Source organism: Nocardioides sp. J9 (genome assembly GCF_007829375.1).
Lineage (GTDB): Bacteria > Actinomycetota > Actinomycetes > Propionibacteriales > Nocardioidaceae > Nocardioides.
In genome coordinates this window covers 16,074-35,223 of the sequence record NZ_VLJQ01000062.1, presented here as the reverse complement: position 1 = coordinate 35,223, position 19,150 = coordinate 16,074, and the positions used below count along the sequence as shown (strand labels likewise).

Annotated in this window: 19 protein-coding genes; 6 read left to right on the top strand and 13 right to left on the bottom strand. The window is 72.1% G+C overall.

Annotation, left to right across the window (positions count from 1 at the left end):
- Nucleotides 1-130: 130 nt before the first annotated feature.
- Both rpsI and rplM read right to left on the bottom strand, forming a co-directional pair.
- Nucleotides 131-631, bottom strand: a complete 501-nt coding sequence (gene rpsI / locus L615_RS08385) for a 30S ribosomal protein S9 (protein WP_028653803.1) — start codon at nucleotides 629-631, stop codon at nucleotides 131-133.
- 35 nt (nucleotides 632-666) lie between these two features.
- Complete coding sequence (rplM, locus tag L615_RS08380; RefSeq protein WP_028653802.1) at nucleotides 667-1,110, bottom strand: 50S ribosomal protein L13; 444 nt, start codon at nucleotides 1,108-1,110, stop codon at nucleotides 667-669.
- A 332-nt stretch (nucleotides 1,111-1,442) separates the two neighbouring features.
- On the opposite strand from rplM, the gene L615_RS08375 reads away from it, so the two are divergent.
- Entirely contained in the window at nucleotides 1,443-2,732 is a 1,290-nt protein-coding gene (locus tag L615_RS08375) for a citrate synthase (RefSeq protein ID WP_145724773.1), read from the top strand.
- Between the two features lie 106 nt (nucleotides 2,733-2,838).
- A complete protein-coding gene (locus L615_RS08370; protein WP_222430494.1) occupies nucleotides 2,839-4,506 on the top strand; it encodes a long-chain-fatty-acid--CoA ligase in 1,668 nt (555 codons plus the stop codon).
- 7 nt (nucleotides 4,507-4,513) lie between these two features.
- Here L615_RS08370 and L615_RS08365 read toward each other — a convergent pair whose 3' ends face one another.
- Genes L615_RS08365 through L615_RS08355 form a run of 3 tightly spaced genes read right to left on the bottom strand, consistent with a single transcriptional unit; the run spans nucleotide 4,514 to nucleotide 7,183 of the window.
- Nucleotides 4,514-5,278, bottom strand: a complete 765-nt coding sequence (locus L615_RS08365) for an ABC transporter ATP-binding protein (protein WP_145724771.1) — start codon at nucleotides 5,276-5,278, stop codon at nucleotides 4,514-4,516.
- Between the two features lie 4 nt (nucleotides 5,279-5,282).
- Nucleotides 5,283-6,344 carry an ABC transporter substrate-binding protein gene (locus L615_RS08360; protein WP_145724770.1) on the bottom strand — a complete coding sequence of 354 codons (1,062 nt, stop codon included), beginning with the start codon at nucleotides 6,342-6,344 and terminating at the stop codon, nucleotides 5,283-5,285.
- Between the two features lie 2 nt (nucleotides 6,345-6,346).
- Nucleotides 6,347-7,183, bottom strand: a complete 837-nt coding sequence (locus tag L615_RS08355) for an ABC transporter permease (RefSeq protein ID WP_145724769.1) — start codon at nucleotides 7,181-7,183, stop codon at nucleotides 6,347-6,349.
- 128 nt (nucleotides 7,184-7,311) lie between these two features.
- Here L615_RS08355 and L615_RS08350 point away from each other — a divergent pair, with 128 nt between their 5' ends.
- Nucleotides 7,312-8,562 (top strand): S1C family serine protease, encoded by a 1,251-nt coding sequence (locus L615_RS08350; RefSeq protein WP_145724768.1) that lies wholly within the window; start codon nucleotides 7,312-7,314, stop codon nucleotides 8,560-8,562.
- 16 nt (nucleotides 8,563-8,578) lie between these two features.
- Here L615_RS08350 and L615_RS08345 read toward each other — a convergent pair whose 3' ends face one another.
- From L615_RS08345 to L615_RS08335, 3 genes are all read right to left on the bottom strand, one after another.
- Nucleotides 8,579-8,761 carry a DUF5302 domain-containing protein gene (locus L615_RS08345; protein WP_028653798.1) on the bottom strand — a complete coding sequence of 61 codons (183 nt, stop codon included), beginning with the start codon at nucleotides 8,759-8,761 and terminating at the stop codon, nucleotides 8,579-8,581.
- A 70-nt stretch (nucleotides 8,762-8,831) separates the two neighbouring features.
- Nucleotides 8,832-9,872, bottom strand: a complete 1,041-nt coding sequence (locus L615_RS08340) for a GNAT family N-acetyltransferase (RefSeq protein ID WP_084254826.1) — start codon at nucleotides 9,870-9,872, stop codon at nucleotides 8,832-8,834.
- Entirely contained in the window at nucleotides 9,869-11,569 is a 1,701-nt protein-coding gene (locus tag L615_RS08335) for an ABC-F family ATP-binding cassette domain-containing protein (protein WP_145724767.1), read from the bottom strand. Before L615_RS08335 ends, L615_RS08340 begins: the two co-directional genes overlap by 4 nt.
- Nucleotides 11,570-12,040: 471 nt before the next feature.
- On the opposite strand from L615_RS08335, the gene L615_RS08330 reads away from it, so the two are divergent.
- A complete protein-coding gene (locus L615_RS08330) occupies nucleotides 12,041-13,345 on the top strand; it encodes an HNH endonuclease signature motif containing protein (protein ID WP_145724766.1) in 1,305 nt (434 codons plus the stop codon).
- A gap of 778 nt (nucleotides 13,346-14,123) precedes the next feature.
- Here the strand turns inward: L615_RS08330 and L615_RS08325 are convergent.
- The 4 genes from L615_RS08325 to truA are packed head-to-tail and all read right to left on the bottom strand — an operon-like array spanning nucleotide 14,124 to nucleotide 16,488.
- Entirely contained in the window at nucleotides 14,124-14,363 is a 240-nt protein-coding gene (locus L615_RS08325) for a hypothetical protein (protein ID WP_145724765.1), read from the bottom strand.
- The gene (locus tag L615_RS08320; protein ID WP_145724764.1) at nucleotides 14,363-15,040 is read right to left on the bottom strand and encodes an SIMPL domain-containing protein; all 678 of its coding nucleotides are present in this window, start codon (nucleotides 15,038-15,040) and stop codon (nucleotides 14,363-14,365) included. The genes L615_RS08325 and L615_RS08320 overlap by 1 nt, the downstream gene beginning before the upstream one ends.
- Nucleotides 15,041-15,064: 24 nt before the next feature.
- Nucleotides 15,065-15,664, bottom strand: a complete 600-nt coding sequence (locus L615_RS08315) for a class I SAM-dependent methyltransferase (RefSeq protein ID WP_145724763.1) — start codon at nucleotides 15,662-15,664, stop codon at nucleotides 15,065-15,067.
- Nucleotides 15,661-16,488 carry a tRNA pseudouridine(38-40) synthase TruA gene (gene truA / locus L615_RS08310; protein WP_028657116.1) on the bottom strand — a complete coding sequence of 276 codons (828 nt, stop codon included), beginning with the start codon at nucleotides 16,486-16,488 and terminating at the stop codon, nucleotides 15,661-15,663. Before truA ends, L615_RS08315 begins: the two co-directional genes overlap by 4 nt.
- A 62-nt stretch (nucleotides 16,489-16,550) precedes the next feature.
- Here truA and xseA point away from each other — a divergent pair, with 62 nt between their 5' ends.
- Nucleotides 16,551-17,780, top strand: coding sequence for an exodeoxyribonuclease VII large subunit (xseA, locus tag L615_RS08305; protein ID WP_145724762.1), 1,230 nt, complete (start codon nucleotides 16,551-16,553; stop codon nucleotides 17,778-17,780).
- Nucleotides 17,773-18,009 carry an exodeoxyribonuclease VII small subunit gene (locus tag L615_RS08300; protein ID WP_145724761.1) on the top strand — a complete coding sequence of 79 codons (237 nt, stop codon included), beginning with the start codon at nucleotides 17,773-17,775 and terminating at the stop codon, nucleotides 18,007-18,009. Before xseA ends, L615_RS08300 begins: the two co-directional genes overlap by 8 nt.
- Nucleotides 18,010-18,018: 9 nt before the next feature.
- Here L615_RS08300 and L615_RS08295 read toward each other — a convergent pair whose 3' ends face one another.
- The gene (locus L615_RS08295) at nucleotides 18,019-19,146 is read right to left on the bottom strand and encodes a hypothetical protein (RefSeq protein ID WP_145724760.1); all 1,128 of its coding nucleotides are present in this window, start codon (nucleotides 19,144-19,146) and stop codon (nucleotides 18,019-18,021) included.
- Between the last annotated feature and the right edge of the window lie 4 nt (nucleotides 19,147-19,150).

The following is a 19,150-nucleotide window of genomic DNA, read 5'->3' as shown; positions in this document are numbered from 1 at the left end:
TGGTGGCGTGCGTACGGCGGTGGTGCTGGTGGTCGCCCGTTCCCGGCACAGCATGGCCGCAAAACGGGCGACGGGGCCACGGACCGCAGCAGCGGTGCGTGGCCCCGTCGTGGTGATCGCCTTGCGGAGATCAGCGCTTCGAGTACTGCGGAGCCTTGCGGGCCTTCTTGAGACCGGCCTTCTTGCGCTCGGTCGCACGGGCGTCGCGGGTCAGCAGACCAGCCTTCTTCAGGGTCGGGCGGTTGGCCTCGACGTCGATCGCGTTGAGCGAGCGGGCCACGCCCAGGCGCAGCGCGCCGGCCTGGCCGGTGATGCCGCCGCCGTGGATGCGGGCGATCACGTCGAAGCGGCCCTCGAGGCCGAGAGCCGCGAACGGCTCGTTGACGACCTGCTGGTGCAGCTTGTTCGGGAAGTAGTCCTCGATCGTGCGGCCGTTGATGGTCCAGCTGCCGGTGCCGGGCACGAGGCGGACGCGGGCGACGGCCTCCTTGCGGCGACCGGTGGCGGCGCCGGGGGCGATGGTCGCCGGGCGCGCGTCGGTGGCGGCCGACGGAGAGGTCTCGCTGGTGTAGGCGACACCCTGCTCGTCGGTCTGGAAGGTCTCCTCGACCTCGTTGGTGTTCTCAGTCACTTGAAATCCTCAGTCCGTTCAGATCAGTCGAGAGGTCACTGGGAGATCTGGGAGATCTCGTAGGGAACGGCCTTCTGGGCCTGGTGCGGGTGGGCCGGTCCGTTGTAGACCTTCAGCTTCTTGATCATCTGGCGGCCGAGGCGGTTCTTGGGGAGCATGCCCCAGACGGCCTTCTCGACGGCCTTGCGGGCGTCCTTGTCGAGGACCTCGCCGATCGGCGTGGCGGTGAGACCGCCCGGGAAGCCGGAGTGGCGGTAGACCATCTTGTTGTCGCGCTTGTTGCCCGACAGGGCGACCTTCTCGGCGTTGACGACGATGACGTAGTCACCGGTGTCGGTGTTCGGCGCGAAGATCGGCTTGTGCTTGCCGCGCAGCAGGTTGGCGGCAGTCACCGCGAGCTTGCCGAGGACGACGTCAGTCGCATCGATCACGAGCCAGGCGCGCTCGACGTCGCCGGGCTTGGGAGCGTAGGTACGCATGGATGCGTTCCCTCTCACTAGTTCGTAACCACCAGCGGGCGCTGGCAGCCTGTGCCTCTCGCGAGGCCGACGTCATCTGACGAACTCAGCCCGGCCCACGCATGCTCGTCTCACGACGATCCATGAGCGATCCGGGACTGCCCCGGGTTCGGCTGGGCCGAGGACGCCGGAGCGGCAGGTGACGCGACCAACCAGATTACGGTCGGGCCACGGAGGGGGTCAAAACGCCGCCGTACACCATCACCGGCCCGCGCCTCCGCACGAGCGGCCCGCCAACCACGGATCGGGACACCGCCTACCGGCGATGTGACCCGGGCGACTAGGTTGCAAGGGTGACTGACTCTCTCACCGTTCGCGACAACCGCACCGGCGCGGAGTACGAGATCCCGATCGTCGACGGCACCATCAAGGCCGCCGACCTCGGGCAGATCAAGCTCAACGACGACGAGCCGGGCCTCGCCACCTACGACCCCGGATTCGTCAACACCGCTTCCTGTCGGAGCGCCATCACCTACATCGATGGCGACAAGGGCATCCTCGAGTACCGCGGGTACCCCATCGAGCAGCTCGCCGAGAAGTCGAACTTCCTCGAGGTGGCGTACCTGCTCATCCACGGCGACCTGCCCACCAAGGAGCAGTACGACGCCTGGGTGCACGAGATCACGTTCCACACGTTCGTGCACGAGAACGTCAAGAGCTTCATGCAGGGCTTCCGGTACGACGCGCACCCGATGGGGATGCTGATGGCGTCGGTGGGGGCCCTGTCGACGTTCTACCCGGAGTCCGGTCGCATCGACGACCCCGGCAACCGCCACATCCAGATCGTCCGGATGATCGCCAAGATGCCGACCCTCGGCGCGTGGGCGTTCCGCCACGCGCAGGGCAAGCCGTACGTCTACCCGGACAACGAGCTGTCCTACGCCGAGAACTTCCTCTCGATGCTCTTCAAGATGAGCGAGACGAAGTACGCCGGCGACCCGCGCATCGTCAAGGCGCTCGACGTGCTCTTCATCCTGCACGCCGACCACGAGCAGAACTGCTCGACCAACGCGGTCCGCTCGGTGGGCTCCTCGCAGGTCGACCCGTACTCCGCCGTCGCCGCCGGCATCGGCGCCCTCTTCGGCCCGCTGCACGGCGGCGCCAACGAGGCCGTGCTGAAGATGCTGCGCCGCATCGGCACCAAGGAGAACATCCCCGCCTTCATCGAGGGCGTGAAGAACGGCGACGAGCGGCTGATGGGCTTCGGCCACCGCGTCTACAAGAACTACGACCCGCGCGCCAAGATCATCAAGAAGGCCTGCGACGACGTCTTCGAGGTCACCGGGGTCAACCCGCTCCTCGAGGTCGCCCAGGAGCTCGAGAAGATCGCGCTCGAGGACGAGTACTTCGTCAAGCGCCGCCTCTACCCGAACGTGGACTTCTACTCCGGCCTGATCTACGAGGCCCTGGAGTTCCCGCCCGAGATGTTCACCGTGCTGTTCGCGATCGGCCGCACCCCCGGCTGGCTCGCGCAGTGGCTGGAGCTCGTGCAGGACAAGGAGCAGAAGATCGCTCGCCCGAAGCAGATCTACACCGGCCCGCGGACGCTCGACTTCGTCCCGGCCGAGGAGCGCTGGGCCTGACCCACGCCCCTGCACGGCACACGGCCGTGGCCGGCCCCGGAAGTTCCGGGGCGGGCCACGGCCGTTGTCGTTGTCTGCCCTTGTGATGTGGGACACAATCGGCCGGGTGAGTGCGACGACGGAGTCCCCCGACACTGCCCCTGAAGCTGCCCCCGAAGCTGCCCCCGACGCCACCGGCCGCCAGGCCTGGCCGCCCGCCACACCGCCGGAGCCGACGTACGTCCAGGACCGGCTCGGGCACTGGGCCGAGGCGACACCCGACGGCGAGGCGATGACCTACCTCGGTCGCACGTGGACGTGGGCCCAGTGGCACGACCGGGTGCGCCGTGCGGCCGGCGGCCTGCGTGACCTCGGCATCGCCCGGGGCGACGTCGTGTCCTTCCTGGACAAGAACCACCCGGCCTGCGTGGAGATCAGCCTCGCCGCCGGCTCGATCGGCGCCGCGAACGCGATCATCAACTGGCGCTCCGCCGGCGACGAGATCGACTACGCCGTCAACGACTCCGGCGCGAAGGTGCTCTTCGTCGGCCGCGAGCTGATGCCGACCATCGAGGCGATCCGCGACCGGCTGCCAGACGTGCAGCGGATCATCGAGGTCACCCCCGACGGCGGTGACGACGACGAGTACGAGCAGTTCCTGGCCGCGGCCACGCCGTGCGCCGACGGCCCCGACGTCGTCGAGGACGACGTGTGCCTGGTCATGTACTCCTCGGGCACCACGGGCCGCCCCAAGGGCGTGATGCTCACGCACCGCAACATGGTCCGGCACACCATCAACGCCCACGACGGCTGGGGCTTCGAGCCCGGTGACAAGTCGATGGTCGCGATGCCGCTGTTCCACGTCGGCGGGTCGTCGTACGTGCTCTTCGGCCTCCACGACGGCGTGCCCAGCGTGATGACCCGTGAGCCCGACGCCGCGTCCCTGGCCGGCGCGATCCTCGCGGGTGCCAACCGCACCTTCCTCGTGCCCGCCGTGCTGGCGCAGGTGCTGCAGGCGGGCCCGGACGCGATCAAGCTGTTCGGCGCCCTCAAGACCTACACGTACGGCGCCGCGCCGATGCCGCCGCCGCTGCTGCGGGCCGCGATGGAGGCGTGGCCGGACACCGACTTCATCCAGGTCTACGGCCTCACCGAGGTCGCCGGCGTCGCCACCCACCTCATGCCGGAGGACCACCGCACCGCCGAGGCCGACGGCCACCCGGAGCGGCTGCTCTCGGCCGGCAAGCCGGTGCCCGAGTGCGAGGTGCGCATCGTCGACCCGGCCACGCTGGCGGAGGTGCCGACCGGTGAGCACGGCGAGATCTGGCTGCGCACGCCGCAGCTGATGAAGGGCTTCCTCAACAAGCCCGAGGCGACCGCCGAGGTGGTCACCGCCGACGGCTGGTTCCGCACCGGCGACATGGGCCACGTCGACGAGGACGGCTTCGTGTTCGTCTCCGACCGGCTCAAGGACATGATCATCACGGGCGGCGAGAACGTGTACTCCCCCGAGGTCGAGCGGGTGCTGTCCGAGCACCCGGCCGTCCTCGAGGTCGCGGTCATCGGTGTCCCCGACGAGCGCTGGGGCGAGGCGGTCAAGGCCGTGGTCGCACTGAAGGAGGGGTCCGACACCAGCGAGGTCGAGCTCATCGAGTGGACCCGCGAGCGGCTGGCCCACTTCAAGGCACCCAAGTCCGTCGACGTCGTGCCCGCCCTCCCCCGCAACCCGACGGGCAAGATCCTCAAGCGCGACCTGCGCAAGCCCTACTGGGACGAGCGGAACCGGCAGGTCTAGCGCGGGACTAGTGAGCGATCGCCACGCGGACCCGCGCGGTGGTCTCGGCGAAGGCGGGCAGGGCCCGGACCTCGTCCGGAGCCAGGGAGGCATCGGACGAGAACGGGACCTGCTCGTCGAGCACGATGCGCCCGGGGCGAGGGCTCATCACGAGCACCCGTGAACCGAGGAAGACGGCCTCGTCGACGCTGTGGGTGATGAACAGGATGGTCTTGCCGGTCTCGCGCCACAGGGTGAGCAGCTCGTTCTGCAGCCGCTCCCTGGTCAGGGCGTCCAGCGCCCCGTACGGCTCGTCCATCAGGACCACCTCGGGGTCGCCTGCCAGCACGCGGGCGATCTGGGCACGCTGCTGCATGCCGCCGGAGAGCTCGTAGGGACGGCGATCCGCGGCATCGGCCAGCCCCACGAGGGCGAGGTAGCGGTCGGCGATCCCCAGCCGTTCGGCCTTGCCGATGCCACGCAGCCTCGGGCCGAGCGCGACGTTGCGACGCACGTCGAGCCACGGGTAGAGCGTCGGCTGCTGGAACACCACCCCGCGGTCGGGTCCGGGGCCGCGCACCGGGGTACCGCCGACGACGATCGATCCCTGTGAAGGGGCGACGAAGCCCGCGATCATCCGCAGCAGCGTGGTCTTCCCGCATCCGGACGGCCCGGCGAGCGTCACCAGCTCGCCGGGCTCGATCTCGAGGTCGATCCGGTCGAGCGCGGGGACCGCGCCGCCGCGGGCCCGGAACTGGTGCGCCAGGCCCGCGACGTCGATGCCCTTGCTCATGCGGTCACTTCACGGAGGCGGCGGCGGCCGCGTGGACGCCGTCGCTGTAGGTCGCGGCCGGGGCGACGGCGGAGATGCCGTCCTGGCCGAGCAGGAAGGTCGCGGTCGCGAGGAGGTCCTCGCCGAGCTTCTTGCCGAGCCAGTCGTCGCCGGCCTGCTCCGAGGCGCGCAGGTAGGTCAGGCCGCCGAACTGCGCCCGGGCCTCGTCGGTGCTGACGCCGACCTCGACCGCGACGCTCTCCGCAGCCTTCTCGGGGTCGGTCAGGATCTGCTCGACGGCGAAGTCCTGCGCCTTCACCCAGACCGCCAGCGCCGCGGCGTTCTCCTCGATGAAGCTGGCGCTCGCCAGGCCGAGGTCGTACGTCGGCTTGCCGGCCTCGGCGGTGTCCTTGCTGGACAGGATGACGGTGCCGCCCTGCTTCTCCAGCTCGGACAGGGTCGGGTCCCACACCCACGCAGCGTCGACGTCGCCCTTGCCCCAGGCGGGCGCGATCTGCTCCGGCTCGCTGTTGACCAGCTTGTAGTCGGCCGGGTCCTCGCCGGCGTCGGCGATCGCCTGCAGCAGCGAGTAGTGGGCGGTCGAGCCGAACGGCGTGGCGATCGTGCCGCCCTTGAGTCCCTTGATGTCGGTGGCGATGCCGTCGCGGACGATCAGCGACTCGGCCTCGCCGATGACGTCGTGGATCCAGACCACCTTGACCGGCAGGCTGAGCGGCTCGGAGAGCGCCTTGGTGGAGGGCGACGAGCCGGCCAGGCCGAGGTCGATGCTGCCGGCGCCGAAGGCCTGCACCACGTCACCGCCGGAGGCGAAGTTGTTCCACTCGATCGTGGCGTTCGGCAGACAGGCCTCGAGGATGCCCTGGTCCTTCACGACGACGTCGCCGTTCGGGATCTTCTGGTAGCCGATGCGGATCGTGCCCTCGACCGACTCGTCGGCGGTGAAGGGGCAGTCGCTGGCCGACGCGGCCTCGCTGTCCTCCCCGAGGCTGCAGGCAGCGAGCGGGAGGACGGCCGCGAGGAGGGCGGCGGCGCCGGTGCGGCGCAGGACGGTGCGGGAGGTCTTCATGGTCAGGCCTTTCCTCGCCAGGGGACGACGAGCTTCTCGATGGTGCGGATGACGGCGTCAAGGGCGATCGCGGTGAGGCCGATGACGAGGATGCAGGCGACCGACAGCGCGATCTTGTTCTGCGTTCCCGAGAGGTAGGCCAGGCCACCGATGCCCGGCAGGCCGTTGACGAGCTCCGCGGCCACGACCGTGGTCCACGCGAAGCCGACGGCCACGCGGAGGCCGGACAGGATGTCCGGCAGCGCCGCGGGGAGGACCACCTGGGTGGTCAGCTGCAGCCCCGAGGCGCCGAGGCTGCGGGCGGCGTTGAGCTGGTCCTCGCGCACACCTCGCACCCCGTTGATCGTCGCGAGCGTGATCGGCGGGAACGCCGCGAGCACGAGCAGCCACACCTTCGAGGTGTCGTAGATGCCGAACCACGCCACGAGGAAGCCGATGTAGGCCAGCGGCGGCAGCGAGCGCAGGAAGTCGACGTACGGCCCGACGAGGTCACCGACCCAGCGCACCGTGCCCATGACCAGGCCGAGGGGTACGCCGACCGCCGCGCCGAGCAGCAGGCCGAGCCCGATGCGGCGCAGGCTGACGAGCAGGTGCTCCCAGAGGAAGTAGTGCTCCTCGCCGCGCACGACGCGGTCCACTCCCCCGCCGATCGGGTGGTAGGTGTTCGCTCGGACGAAGGCGTCCCACACCTCCTTCGGGGTGGGCGTCAGGTAGCCGGGCTCGACGAGGTCCGCGGCAGCGACCAGCCACCACACCGCGACGAGCACGCCCAGGCTGACGGCGAGGCCGGCCCATCGGCGCACGCCGTGCGTCGTCGTCTGCACGTGGGTGGTGGACATGACGGCAAATGTACAGTGTCTTACGCGACTTTGTGCACTAGGCACGCAGCGCGGACACCTCCCGAGGTCTGAGCGAACCCTCACCGGCGTCTCAGGGGGATCACAGCCGACCGACGCACACTGGAGGCATGACCCAGGTCCCGCCTTCGACTTCGTCCACGCAGGAGCTCCCGCCGACGCCGTCGACGGGCCCGACGACACCGCCCGCACCACCCTTCCTCCCCCCGAGCGGCCCGCCGCCGTCGTACGCCACGCGACGGCCGCGGCGCTCGGGGTTCGCGGCGCTGGTGCTGACGGGTGCGCTCCTGGTCGGGGGCGGGGCCGGGGTCGGCGGAGCGGCGCTCTACGACGCGCTGAACGACGACGCGGTCCCCGCGAGCGGGCCCGGCGCACCGCTCCAGGTGGCCGACAACGGCGACCGACCTGCCGCCGACGGCAGCGTCGAGTCCGTCGCGGCGACGGTCCTGCCGTCCGTCGTCGCGCTGGAGGTCTCGGCGCCCGGGGGGAGCGGCGGCGGGTCGGGTGTCGTGATCGACTCGGACGGGACGATCCTCACCAACGACCACGTGGTGACGCTCGGCGGCGCGATCCCCGCCGACCAGGCCCGGATCACCGCGGCCTTCAGCGACGGCACCCGGACCAGCGCGAAGGTGATCGGCACCGACCCGCTCACCGACACCGCCCTGGTGAAGGTCGACGGCGTCGAGGACCTCACGCCCGTCACCATCGGCAAGTCGGGCAACCTCGACGTCGGCGAGCAGGTCGTCGCGATCGGGTCACCCTTCGGGCTCGACGCGACCGTCACCAGCGGCATCGTCAGCGCCCTGGACCGCCCCGTCGAGGTCGGCCGCGACCAGCAGGGCAACGTGACGGCGTACCCCGCCATCCAGACCGACGCCGCGATCAACCCCGGCAACAGCGGCGGCCCGCTGGTCAACATGGACGGCCAGCTCGTCGGCATCAACGCCTCGATCCGCTCGACCGGGTCGGCGTTCGGCAGCGAGGCCGGCTCCATCGGCCTGGGCTTCGCGATCCCGATCGACGAGGTGTTGCCGATCATCGAGCAGATCCGCGCCGGCGAGGCGCCGACCCACGCCCGGCTCGGCATCCAGGTCTCCGACGCCGCGGGCCAGGCGGGATCGAGCGACCCGTCGGTGCGCGGCGCCCGGATCGAGCGGATCGATGRCGACTCGGCTGCCGCGGACGCCGGCCTGCGCGACGGTGACGTGATCATCGCGATCGACGACCACCGCATCGACGACACGGAGGCCCTGATCGCGACCGTGCGCTCCTACCGCCCCGGGGACACCGTCGAGGTGACCTACGTCCGCGGGGGCGAGGAGGGGACGACCGAGCTGGAGCTCGGCTCGGACGGCTGAGCCGGACGGTCCTGCGTCAGGACCCGCCGCCACCCGCCTTGCGACGGTGCATCTTCGGGGCACCGCCCACCACCTCGGAGCCGTGCGCCTTCTCGCGCACCGGGCCGTCCTCGTGGACGCCCTGCTCCTTCTGGTTCTTGCGGTCCAGGGCCTCGCGCATCTTGGCCTTGAGGTCGTCGTTCGCGTTGCTGGCAGCCATGGGCCGTCCTTCCGTCGCACTTCGGTGACCACGACCACCGTCGCACCCGCGTCGGCCAGAACCAAGCGAATTACCCGGTGAGCCTCTTCTGCAGCTCCCCCGCGCGGCAGGTCACGACGAACCCGAGCCGCTCGTTGATGCCGATCATGTGGTCGTTGACCTCGGCGTTCCACGTGACGACGCGACGTCCCGCGACGTCGGCGCCGGCCTGGAGCGCCCGGTGGTTGGCGACCTTCACCGCCGTGCCGAGCCGGTGGCCGCGGTGGTCGCGGCGCACGAGGGTGCCCCACTGGTAGACGAAGCGCGTCTCGTACGACGGCAGGATCATCTCGGTGTAGGCGACGACCGTCCCGTCGCGGTCGAGGGCGGCGGTGCGCCACGCGGTGCGGCCCTGGGCCGCGAGGAGCGCCTCGGACGCCCGGAAGGCGGCGACGTCGACGGCCTCCTCCTCGCGCTCCATCCCGCCGGTCGGCGCCTCGGTCATCAGCGTGTTGACCACCGCGAGCCAGCCCTCGACGAGGTCGTCGGGCACCGGCCCCGCCCACGACTCCAGGCGGTAGTCGCGGTGGTGCGGTGCGGTCTCCCCGGCCAGCTCGGCCAGCAGTGCGTCGTCGACCGGGAGCGGCAGCTCCCGCTGCACGTCGCCGATCCCGAACGCGTAGCCGTGGGCCCGGAGGAGCTCCACGCCCGGCGTACCCGCTCCGTCGGCGGGACCGGTGTGCGGCCACTGCGCCTCCGCGTCGAGCCGGGTGCGGCCCGCCGCGGCTGCGACGTGCTCGGCGTGGCGCAGCAGCACCGACCCGGTGCCGCGGCGGCGCTGGTCGGGCCGGACGTGGACGTCGACCTGCGCCGAGTCGAGGTTGTCGAGCAGCGGCATGGCCAGCCAGGTCGTCCCGACGACCTCGCCGTCGCGGCGCGCGACGAAGAACTGCTCGCGTCGCGCCCGTGAGGGGTTCTGCAGCACGGCGAGGAGCTCCTCGTAGGCCCACGCCGTCGCGTGGTCGCCGACCTCGTGGCGTGCCGACTCCGCGGTGACCGCCGCCCAGTCACGCAGGGCGTCGGCGTCGGCCGCGGTCAGCTCGACGACGTCCACCGTCCCCCCGGCACTCATCGGACCCGCTCCACGCGGCCCTCGTCCCACACAGGCGCGTCGGACTCGTAGACCGATCCGTCCGAGCCGAACACGCAGAACCGGTCGAACCCGCGGGCGAACCAGCGGTCGTGGGTCACCGCGACGACCGTGCCCTCGAACGCCTCGAGCCCCTCCTCGAGCGCCTCGGCCGACTGCACGTCGAGGTTGTCGGTGGGCTCGTCGAGCAGCAGCAGCGTGGCTCCGGACAGCTCGAGCAGGAGGATCTGGAAGCGCGCCTGCTGGCCACCGGAGAGCGACTCGAAGCGTTGCTCCGCGCTCGCCGCCAGCTCGTAGCGGTCCAGCACGCGGCTGGCCTGCTCGCGCGGCATGCCCTGGCGTCCGTTGGGGGTGCCGTCGCCGCGGTGCAGGATCTCCAGCAGCGTGCGGCCGACGAGCTCCGGGTGCTCGTGGGTCTGCACGAACCAGCCCGGCCGCACGCGCGCCCCGAGCCGTGCCCGTCCGGAGTGCCGCACGGGCGCGATCTCCACGTCACCCACCGGCCGGTGCTCCACGTCGGGGTCGCTCCCGCCCGCGGCGAGCAGCCGCAGGAAGTGGGACTTGCCCGAGCCGTTGGAGCCCAGCACGGCCAGCCGGTCGCCGTACCAGACCTCGAGGTCGAACGGCTTCATCAACCCGGTGAGCTCGAGGTCCTCGCAGACGACCGCCCGTTTGCCGGTGCGCGCACCGGACAGCCGCATCGTCACCTGCTGCTCGCGCGGCTGCTCCGTCGGCGGCCCGGCCTCCTCGAACTTGCGGAGCCGGGTCTGTGCCGCGCGGTACTGCGACGACATGCCGTCGTTGTACTCCGCCTTCACCTTCAGCCGCAGCACCAGCGCCTTGAGCTTCGCGTGCTCCTCGTCCCAGCGCCGCCGCAGCTCCGCGAAGCGGGCGAAGCGATCCCTGCGGGCCTCGTGGTACGACGTGAACCCGCCCGCGTGCGTCCAGGCGCTGTTGCCGCCACCGCCCGCACCGAGCTCGACGGTGACCACGTGCGTGGCGCAGTTGGCGAGCAGCTCGCGGTCGTGGCTGATGAACAGGATCGTCTTCTCCGAGCCGGCGATCCGCTGCTCCAGCCAGATCTTTCCGGGCACGTCGAGGAAGTTGTCCGGCTCGTCGAGGAGCAGCACCTCCTCGGGACCGGCCAGCAGGTACTCCAGCACCAGCCGCTTCTGCTCCCCACCCGAGAGCGTCCTGAGCTCGCGGTACTTCGAGCGGTCGAAGGGCACGCCCAGCGCCTTGACGCTGCACACGTCCCAGACCACCTCGACGTCGTACCCACCCGCGTCGGCGTACTCCGCCAGCGCCGTTGCGTAGGCGATCTGGGTCCGCTCGTCGTCGGTGTCCATCAGCGCCAGCTCGCACCGGTCGACCCCCGCGGCCGCCCGGCGCACCCGCTCCGGCGCCAGCGCGAGCAGCAGGTCCGCGACCGTCGGCCGCTCCCCCAGCTCGCGGTCGACCATCTGCCGCATCACCCCCAGCCCGCCCGAGCGCACCACGGTCCCCGCGTGCGGCGTCAGCTCGCCGGTGATGATCCGGAACAGCGTCGTCTTGCCTGCCCCGTTGGCCCCCACCAGCGCCACCTTCGCCCCCTCCCCGACCCGGAAGGAGACGTCGTCGAGGAGCACCCGACCGTCGGGGAGCTCGTACCGGACGCCGGCAACCTCTACGTGACCCACAACCGTCGATTGTCCGGCCTCGGCGGGTTCTGTGCGAGTGAATTCTCCTACGGGGGTCTTGTCGTCGACGTCGGCTCCGGCGCCTGCAGGCCGGGGCATCTCCAGAAGCTGCGGTCTCGTAGCCGGTGCAGTTCTCAACCGCAGCGACGAGGGAGTACGGCGGGTGGCTGGGTCCGGCGGTCGGGTTGCAGTCCGGCAGCTTCGTGGCGGGTGCCCGCGACCTTCGGATCGCGTAGCCGGTACAGCTCCGAAAGGCAGCGACGAGGAAGTACGGCGGGTGGTCGGGTCCGCATGTCGGCCTGCGGTCGCGTAACTGGGTTGGGTTGGTCGTGCCGGGCGCCGGTGGTCTCCCGGTGGTTGAGAGCCTCGAAACCACCGGGCCTTCAAGCCGGTCCGTGGACGGAGAATCTCCAGTCCACAGGCGGGTTTCCGGCGAATCAARGTGTCGGTGGTCTCTGGAAGAATCCAGTCATGGAGCTCGGAACCAGCACCCCGTCGACAGCATCACTGCTGTCGCGGATCGCTGATGAGTCCGAGGCKCGCAACCAGCTCGAGGTCAGCGAGTGGCGCAACATCGTCGCCTGGGCCGAGGCCAACACCGTCGACCGCACCAACGAAGCCGCAACCGTGCGGGACGGGTTCCTCGACACCGGCATCCCCATCGCCGGACCCGGCGCGCCGCTGGTGTCGGAGTTCGCGCTGATGGAGCTCATCGCCGTCCTCGGCCGCACCCCCGATGGCGGCCGGCTCTACGTCGGCAAGATCCTCGAGTGCGCCTCGCGGTTGCCGGAGCTCTACGCCGCGGTCCTGGACGGGCGCCTGGCTCCGTGGCGGGCGCTGCGGATCGCCGAGCTCACCCACCCGCTGRCCCAGCGGGCAGCAGCCTGGGTGGACCACCAGCTCGCCATCGCCGTCGAGTCCGTGACCTGGGCACAGATCGACCGCTTGGTTGCGGAGGCGATTGCCCGGTTCGACCCGGAGCGGGCGGAGCTGGAACGACAGGAGGCCGCCGACCGCCGCAGGTTCACCATCTCCGAAGTCGACGACAACGGTCTCGTCTACGTCGACGCGTTGATGGACGCAGCCGACGGCCACGACCTCAACCAGACCATCACCCGCCGAGCGCTCCTGCTGGCCCAGCTCGGCGACACCGACTCCCTCGACGTCCGCAGGTCCAAGGCCGCCGGCGAGCTCGCCCGCCAGGACCTGTCGCTCGACCTCATCCTGAGTGATCCCGACACCGGCGAAGTCCTCGCCAAGTCCCCGGGCCGCCGCAGCGTGCTCAACCTCCACATCACCGACACCACCCTGACGGGTGAGAACCCGGTCGGGCGGTGCGAGGAAACCCGGGGACCGGTCCTCGCGGGACAGATCAGGGAGTGGCTCTCCCTCCCGGGCTCGACGATCATCGTCCGCCCGGTCATCGACCTGGCGGACTGCACGCCGGTGGACTCCTACGAGATCCCCGACCGCCACCGGGTGCGCGTGCAGCTGCGCGACCACACCTGCCGCTTCCCCAGCTGCACCACCCCCGCCACCAGGTGCGACCTCGACCACGCGAYCGARCACAACAAGGGCGGCCCCACCTGCCCCTGCAACCTCGTCCCCCTCTGCCGCCGACACCACCGCGCCAAGACCCACAGCACCTGGGGCTACCGCGTGCTCCGCCCCGGCCACTACGTGTGGACCAGCCCCACCGGCGCCCGTTTCCTCGTCACACCGGCAGGAACGGACGTGATCGACCCGATCGACKCCCCCGAACCCGAACGACCTTGACCCCGCCCCACACCCCGCCACCCGGCGGGGTCATCACCATGCCCGGAGGTCGCGAACCCGGTGGTTGAGGTGCGAGGCGCCCCAGCGCCGACCGACCCGCCGGTGGTTGAGGTGCGGGGCGCCCCAGCGCCGAGCCTCGAAACCTCCGGCTCCCGTCCACCGGACTATGCCGGGCACAACCCGCCATGCAGGCCCGGAGGTTTCGAGGCTCGGCCGCGGGCGGCCTCGCACCTCAACCACCGGGAGAGGACACCCGGGGACGTCATACGTTCCGTGGCCTTGAGCCCACGATCCGCATGACGTCCCGAGGACGGCGGCCGCGCAGCGGCGGCGCGGACGAAGTCCGTGCCGGCAACCGCGCCGGATAGCCGACCGGCAGGGCCCCGGGGTCAAGGATCGCGAAGCGACCGCGKAGCGGCGGAGCGCAGCGACGTCCTTGACGGCGGGGGCCGGTCGGCTACGTTGCGCGGCCGCCGGACCAGCCACGTCGCCAGACCGGCCCCGTTGCACCGGACTCTGGCCCCAACGGCCCGCCATGCAGGCCCGTAGGTTTCGAGGCTCCTCGCTAGCGCTCGTCGCACCTCAACCACCGGGAGAAGACACCCGGGGACGTCATACGATCCGTGGCCTTGAGCCCACGAGCCGTATGACCTCCTCACGAAGACGKCGGCTACGGTGCGCGGCCGCCGACACCAACTACGACAGAGACCAACCGACCCTGGTTGAGGTGCGACGCGCCCCACGACGCCATGGGCACCGCAGCAGCACCAAGCAGGCCTCAGCCCCGTACCCACTCCGGTGGGCAGTGCTCGTGCTCGCGGCAGCAGGCGTGGGGGTACATCTCCTCGTCCGGCCACGGGTGCGACCAGCCGGCGCCGCCGAGCTCGGGGTGCACGCACTTGTAGGCCTCGGGACGCTCGGTGGCGCTGGCGAGCTGCAGGACGGCGGCGCGCTCGTGGGTGAGCTCGCCGCGGCGGTCGAGGAGGCGGGCGACGTCGGAGAGGGTGGGGGCGGCCATCACTCCGCCACGAAGCGGGCGTCGACCTGCGCCGACACCTCGATGTCCTCGGGCGCGAGCTCCAGCTCGGTGCTGCCGCCGCCCTCCTTGGCCGCCGCCATCCGCAGGTACGGCGCCGGACCGCTCCCGCCGGCGGCGTGCAGGCCGTTGCCGAGCATCCCGGCGTCGGCGACCGCGACCGGACGGACGGTGCCGAGACCGAGGGCGTCGGCGTACTCCTGGGCCCGGCGGGCCGCGTCTTGCACGGCACGGGTGCGCACGGCGCGCTCGAGGTCCTGGCGGTTGGCGGCGGTGAGCGCCCACACGACGCCGTCGAGGGTGAAGCCGGGGGTCACGGCGACGTGCTGGCTCACCCAGCGGCCGAGGGCGGCGAAGTCGCGGAACTTCACCTCGACGCCGACGGCGGCGTGGTGGACGAGCGGCAGCTGCTTGCCGTCCTGGTTCCACGGCCGCTCGGCCCACGTGCGCACGTGCTTGGTCGACCACCAGGTGACCGGGCCGCGCTCGGGGTCGTGCAGCTGCTTCACCGACGCCGTGACCGCCTCGAGGTCCGCGACCACGCGGTCGTAGACCGGCTGCGGCTTCGGCCCCTGGAGGGACAGGGTCACGTGCACGGTGCCACGCTCGGGACGCTGGAAGGCGGTGTGCGACCCGCGCACGGTGAGCTCGGTGGGCATGCGCCCACTGTAGGAGCCCGCAGGTCAGGCGCGGCGGGTCTTGAGGACCCGGAAGCCCTTCGCGCTGGCGAGCCGCTCGGTCGGGAAACCCTGCTCGCCGAGCCAGCGCTGGAGCGAGTCGGCGCCGAGGTTCTTGCCGACGACCATCACCGCGCGGCCGCCCGGCGCGAGGCGCGGCAGCCAGGTGAGGAGCAGCTCGTGCAGCGCGGCCTTGCCGATGCGGATCGGCGGGTTCGACCAGATCTCGTCGAACTCCGCGTCGGCCGGCACGGCCTCGGGCACGGACGCGGTGAACCGGTCGGCGACGCCCAGCGCCTCGGCGTTCTCGTTGGCGAGGAGCACCGCGCGCTGGTTGACGTCGACGGCGGTCACCACCGCGTTCCGGGCGGCGACGGCGCAGGCGAGCCCGATCACGCCGTACCCGCAGCCGAGGTCGAGGATCCGGCCGCCGGTGGGCGGCTCGGTCTCGCGGAACAGCACGGACGTGCCGACGTCGAGCCGACCCTGCGCGAAGACGCCGGAGCCGCTCGTCAGGCGCAGCTCGTGACCCCAGACCTCGGTCTCCACCTCGGTGCGCTGGAAGACGACCGAGGGGTCGGCGGAGAAGTAGTGCTCGTCGTTCACCGTCCCGCCTCCTCGGCGGTACGACGAGCAGAGGTCTGCTGCACCCGGGCTGCCAGCTCGTGGTCGGGCGGGTAGGCGACCTCCTCGAGGGTGAGGCCGTGCGCGTGGACGACCACCACGCCCGGGTCGCGGCGGCGGCCGGTGAGGATCTCCTTCGCCCAGGCGGGGTCCTTGCGCCCCTCGCCCACGGCGATCATGCAGCCGACCAGCGCGCGGACCATCGAGTGGCAGAAGGCGTCGGCCTGCACGTGGCCGGTCAGCACGCCGTCCTCGCCGCGCGTCCAGCCGAACGCGAGCAGGGTGCGGATGGTCGTGGCGCCCTCGCGGTGCTTGCAGAAGGCGGCGAAGTCGTGGAGCCCGACGAGCGACGCGGCGGCCTGGTCCATCGCGGCGACGTCGAGAGGCCGGGGGTGGGCGAGGACGTGGTTGCGGGTCAGTGGGTCGACCCGGGCGGGGTCGTCGCAGATCCGGTAGGCGTAGCGGCGCCACAGCGCAGCGAAGCGGGCGTCGAAGCCGTCGGGCGCGACGCCGATCCGGTGCACCCGGACGTCGCGGTCGAGCACGCCGTTGACCCGACGCGCGAGCACGTCGAGGCGGGCGAGGGCCGGGTGGTCGTCGGGCACGTCCACGTGCGCGACCTGGCCGCGGGCGTGGACGCCGGAGTCGGTGCGGCCGGCACAGGTGACCAGCAGCGAGCCCTCCGGCAGCCGCAGCACCGTCGTCAGGGCGGCGGTGAGCTCGCCCTGCACGGTCCGCAGCCCGGGCTGGGCCGCCCAGCCACGGAAGTCACCGCCGTCGTAGGCGAGGTCGATCCGCAGGCGCACCCGAGAAGCCTAAGAGGCATCGCGGCGTGGTTCTGTCCCGGGCATGAAATAGAGTCGCCGCCGTGGCCCTGGAGACCTCCCCCGAGAAGCCGGCACCGGTCCGGGCGATCGCGAACGCGATCTCCGGCTGGATCGACCGGCTCGGCGCGGTCTGGGTCGAGGGCCAGGTGACCCAGATCAACCGACGTCCCGGCCTGCAGACGGTGTTCCTCACCCTGCGCGACTCGGTCGCCGACATCTCCGTGCCGGTGACCTGCTCCCGCGTCCTCTTCGACGGCCTGCCGACGCCGCTGCAGGAGGGCGCGAGCATCGTCATCCACGCCAAGCCCTCCTACTACGCCAACCGCGGGTCGATGTCGCTGCAGGCGCGCGACATCCGGCTGGTCGGCCTCGGCGAGCTCCTCGCCCGCCTCGAGCAGCGTCGCCAGCTGCTCGCTGCCGAGGGCCTCTTCGCTCAGGAGCTGAAGCGGCCGCTGCCGTTCCTGCCCACCCGGGTCGGGCTGGTCACCGCGCCGAGGTCCGCCGCCGAGCGCGACGTCGTCGAGAACGCGACCCGCCGCTGGCCCGCCGTCCGGTTCGAGGTCGCCTACGCCGCGATGCAGGGCCAGCGGTGCGCCCCCGAGGTGATCGAGGCCGTCCGCCGCCTCGACGCACACCCCGAGGTCGACGTCATCGTCATCGCCCGTGGCGGCGGCTCGGTCGAGGACCTCCTGCTGCCGTTCTCCGACGAGGGCCTGATCCGCGCCGTCGCCGCCGCGCGCACCCCGGTCGTCTCGGCCATCGGCCACGAGCCGGACTCGCCCCTGCTCGACCTCGTCGCCGACCGCCGCGCCTCGACCCCGACCGACGCCGCCAAGACCGTGGTGCCCGACATGGCCGACGAGCGCCGGCGCGTGCTGGAGACCCGCGCCCGGCTGCGGCACCTGGTCGTCGCCCGCCTCGACCGCGAGCAGGCCGGCCTCGACGCGCTCCGCTCCCGGCCGTCGATGGCCGACCCGACGTCGCTGCTCGACGCCCGCGCCGGGGAGCTCGACGAGTGGCGCGCCCGGATCCGCCGCCAGCTCGGCTGGCAGCTCGACCGCGCCGCCGACGACGTCAGCCACCACCGTGCGCGGGTGCAGGCGCTGTCGCCGCTCGCGACCCTCCAGCGCGGCTACTCCGTCCTCCAGGACGCCGACGGCCACGTCGTCACCAGCGTCCACGACGTCGCCACCGGCGCCGCCCTGTCCGTCCGGGTCGCCGACGGACGCATCCACGTGACCACCACCTCGACCGAGGAGAGCCATGACTGACGCGACCAGCGAGAAGCCGTCCTACGAGGAGGCGCGGGCCGAGCTCGTCGAGGTGGTCCGCCAGCTCGAGGCCGGGGGTACGACGCTCGAGGAGTCCCTCGCGCTGTGGGAGCGCGGCGAGCGGCTGGCCACCGTGTGCCAGGACTGGATCGACGGCGCCCGCGAGCGGCTCGAGGCCGTGCTGGCGGAGTCCGACGAGGCCGACGACGCCGACGACGCCGAGGACTGAGCGGCCCGCTCACCCCACGGTCGCGATCCACACCTCGTTGCTGCGGGTCTCCGCGTGGGTGTCGCCGCGGTCGCGGCCGGTGACGACCACGAGCCGCTCATCCGCCCACACCGCTGGACCGGCCACGTCGGCCGCGCCGTCCGGGCGGGGCAGCGTGGTCCACGCGGCCGACGCGTCGTCGTACACGAAGCCGGAGGCGGCGACGAGGTGCTCGCCCGCCGCCAGGACCGGCCACCCGCCGGACTCCGGGTCGGGCGCCGACGGCAGCGCCGACCACTTCCCCGACACCAGGTCGAGCCGGCCACCGAGGGGCACGTCCCGCCCGTAGTCACCGGGCTCGGGCCCGCCGCCGTCGCTCGTCTCCAGGCTGAGCCCGACGACGCGGTCACCGACCGCCGCCCAGACCGGCGCACCCAGCTGGCCGCTGGGCCCGAAGGTGCGCCACTCCCCTGTCTCCCGGTCGAGCAGCGCCGCCCGCAGGTAGGACGGGTCCGCGCCGGCGCCGGGGCTGTCCACGAGGTCGTGCGCGCCGAGCAGCAGTCCGGGGGGCGTGCTGACGACGGTGCGGTCGAAGGACGGCCCGAGCGGGTCGTCGGGCAGCCTCGCCCAGCGCCCGGTCGCGGGGTCGAGGACCAGGTCGGGGCGGGAGCGTTGCTCGTCGCTGCCGTGGACGAGCACGAGCCGGTCCCCGTCCGCGACGGGGCGGTACCAGCCGTCTACGCGGCGGGGCAGCACCCGCCAGCGGTCTCGCACGGTGTCGTAGACGAGCAGGGCACGGTCGACGTGGACGAAGAGCTCGTCGCCGACCAGCGCGCTGGAGGAGTACGCCGGCACCGGCCGCGGCGCGTCGGCGATCGCGCGCCACGTGCCCGTGGCGGGGTCGAGCGCGGCGCCGTCGGTGGCCGCGGCGTTCGGCTGCTCGCAGTCGGCCGTCGGAGGGCACTCCTCGCCGGTGTCGCCGCCCACGGCCAGCACGACCTCACCGGTCCACGCCACGACCGGTCCCTCGCGCTCGGCGAGCGGGAGGTCCGGCAGGCGCTCCCAGCGGACCGCGCCGGCCTCGGCGGGTTGTTCGCCGCACCCGGCCAGCAGGGTCAGGCCGAGGGCGACGGCGGGCAGCAGGGCGAGGCGGGCCATGCTG

Coding starts and splice junctions, on each gene's coding strand:
- rplM (WP_028653802.1), bottom strand. CDS start 1,110: ATGCGTACCTACGCTCCCAAGCCCGGCGACGTCGAGCGCGCCTGGCTC.
- L615_RS08365 (WP_145724771.1), bottom strand. CDS start 5,278: ATGAGCAAGGGCATCGACGTCGCGGGCCTGGCGCACCAGTTCCGGGCC.
- L615_RS08360 (WP_145724770.1), bottom strand. CDS start 6,344: ATGAAGACCTCCCGCACCGTCCTGCGCCGCACCGGCGCCGCCGCCCTC.
- L615_RS08355 (WP_145724769.1), bottom strand. CDS start 7,183: ATGTCCACCACCCACGTGCAGACGACGACGCACGGCGTGCGCCGATGG.
- L615_RS08345 (WP_028653798.1), bottom strand. CDS start 8,761: ATGGCTGCCAGCAACGCGAACGACGACCTCAAGGCCAAGATGCGCGAG.
- L615_RS08340 (WP_084254826.1), bottom strand. CDS start 9,872: ATGAGTGCCGGGGGGACGGTGGACGTCGTCGAGCTGACCGCGGCCGAC.
- L615_RS08325 (WP_145724765.1), bottom strand. CDS start 14,363: ATGGCCGCCCCCACCCTCTCCGACGTCGCCCGCCTCCTCGACCGCCGC.
- L615_RS08320 (WP_145724764.1), bottom strand. CDS start 15,040: ATGCCCACCGAGCTCACCGTGCGCGGGTCGCACACCGCCTTCCAGCGT.
- L615_RS08300 (WP_145724761.1), top strand. CDS start 17,773: ATGACTGACGCGACCAGCGAGAAGCCGTCCTACGAGGAGGCGCGGGCC.
- L615_RS08295 (WP_145724760.1), bottom strand. CDS start 19,146: ATGGCCCGCCTCGCCCTGCTGCCCGCCGTCGCCCTCGGCCTGACCCTG.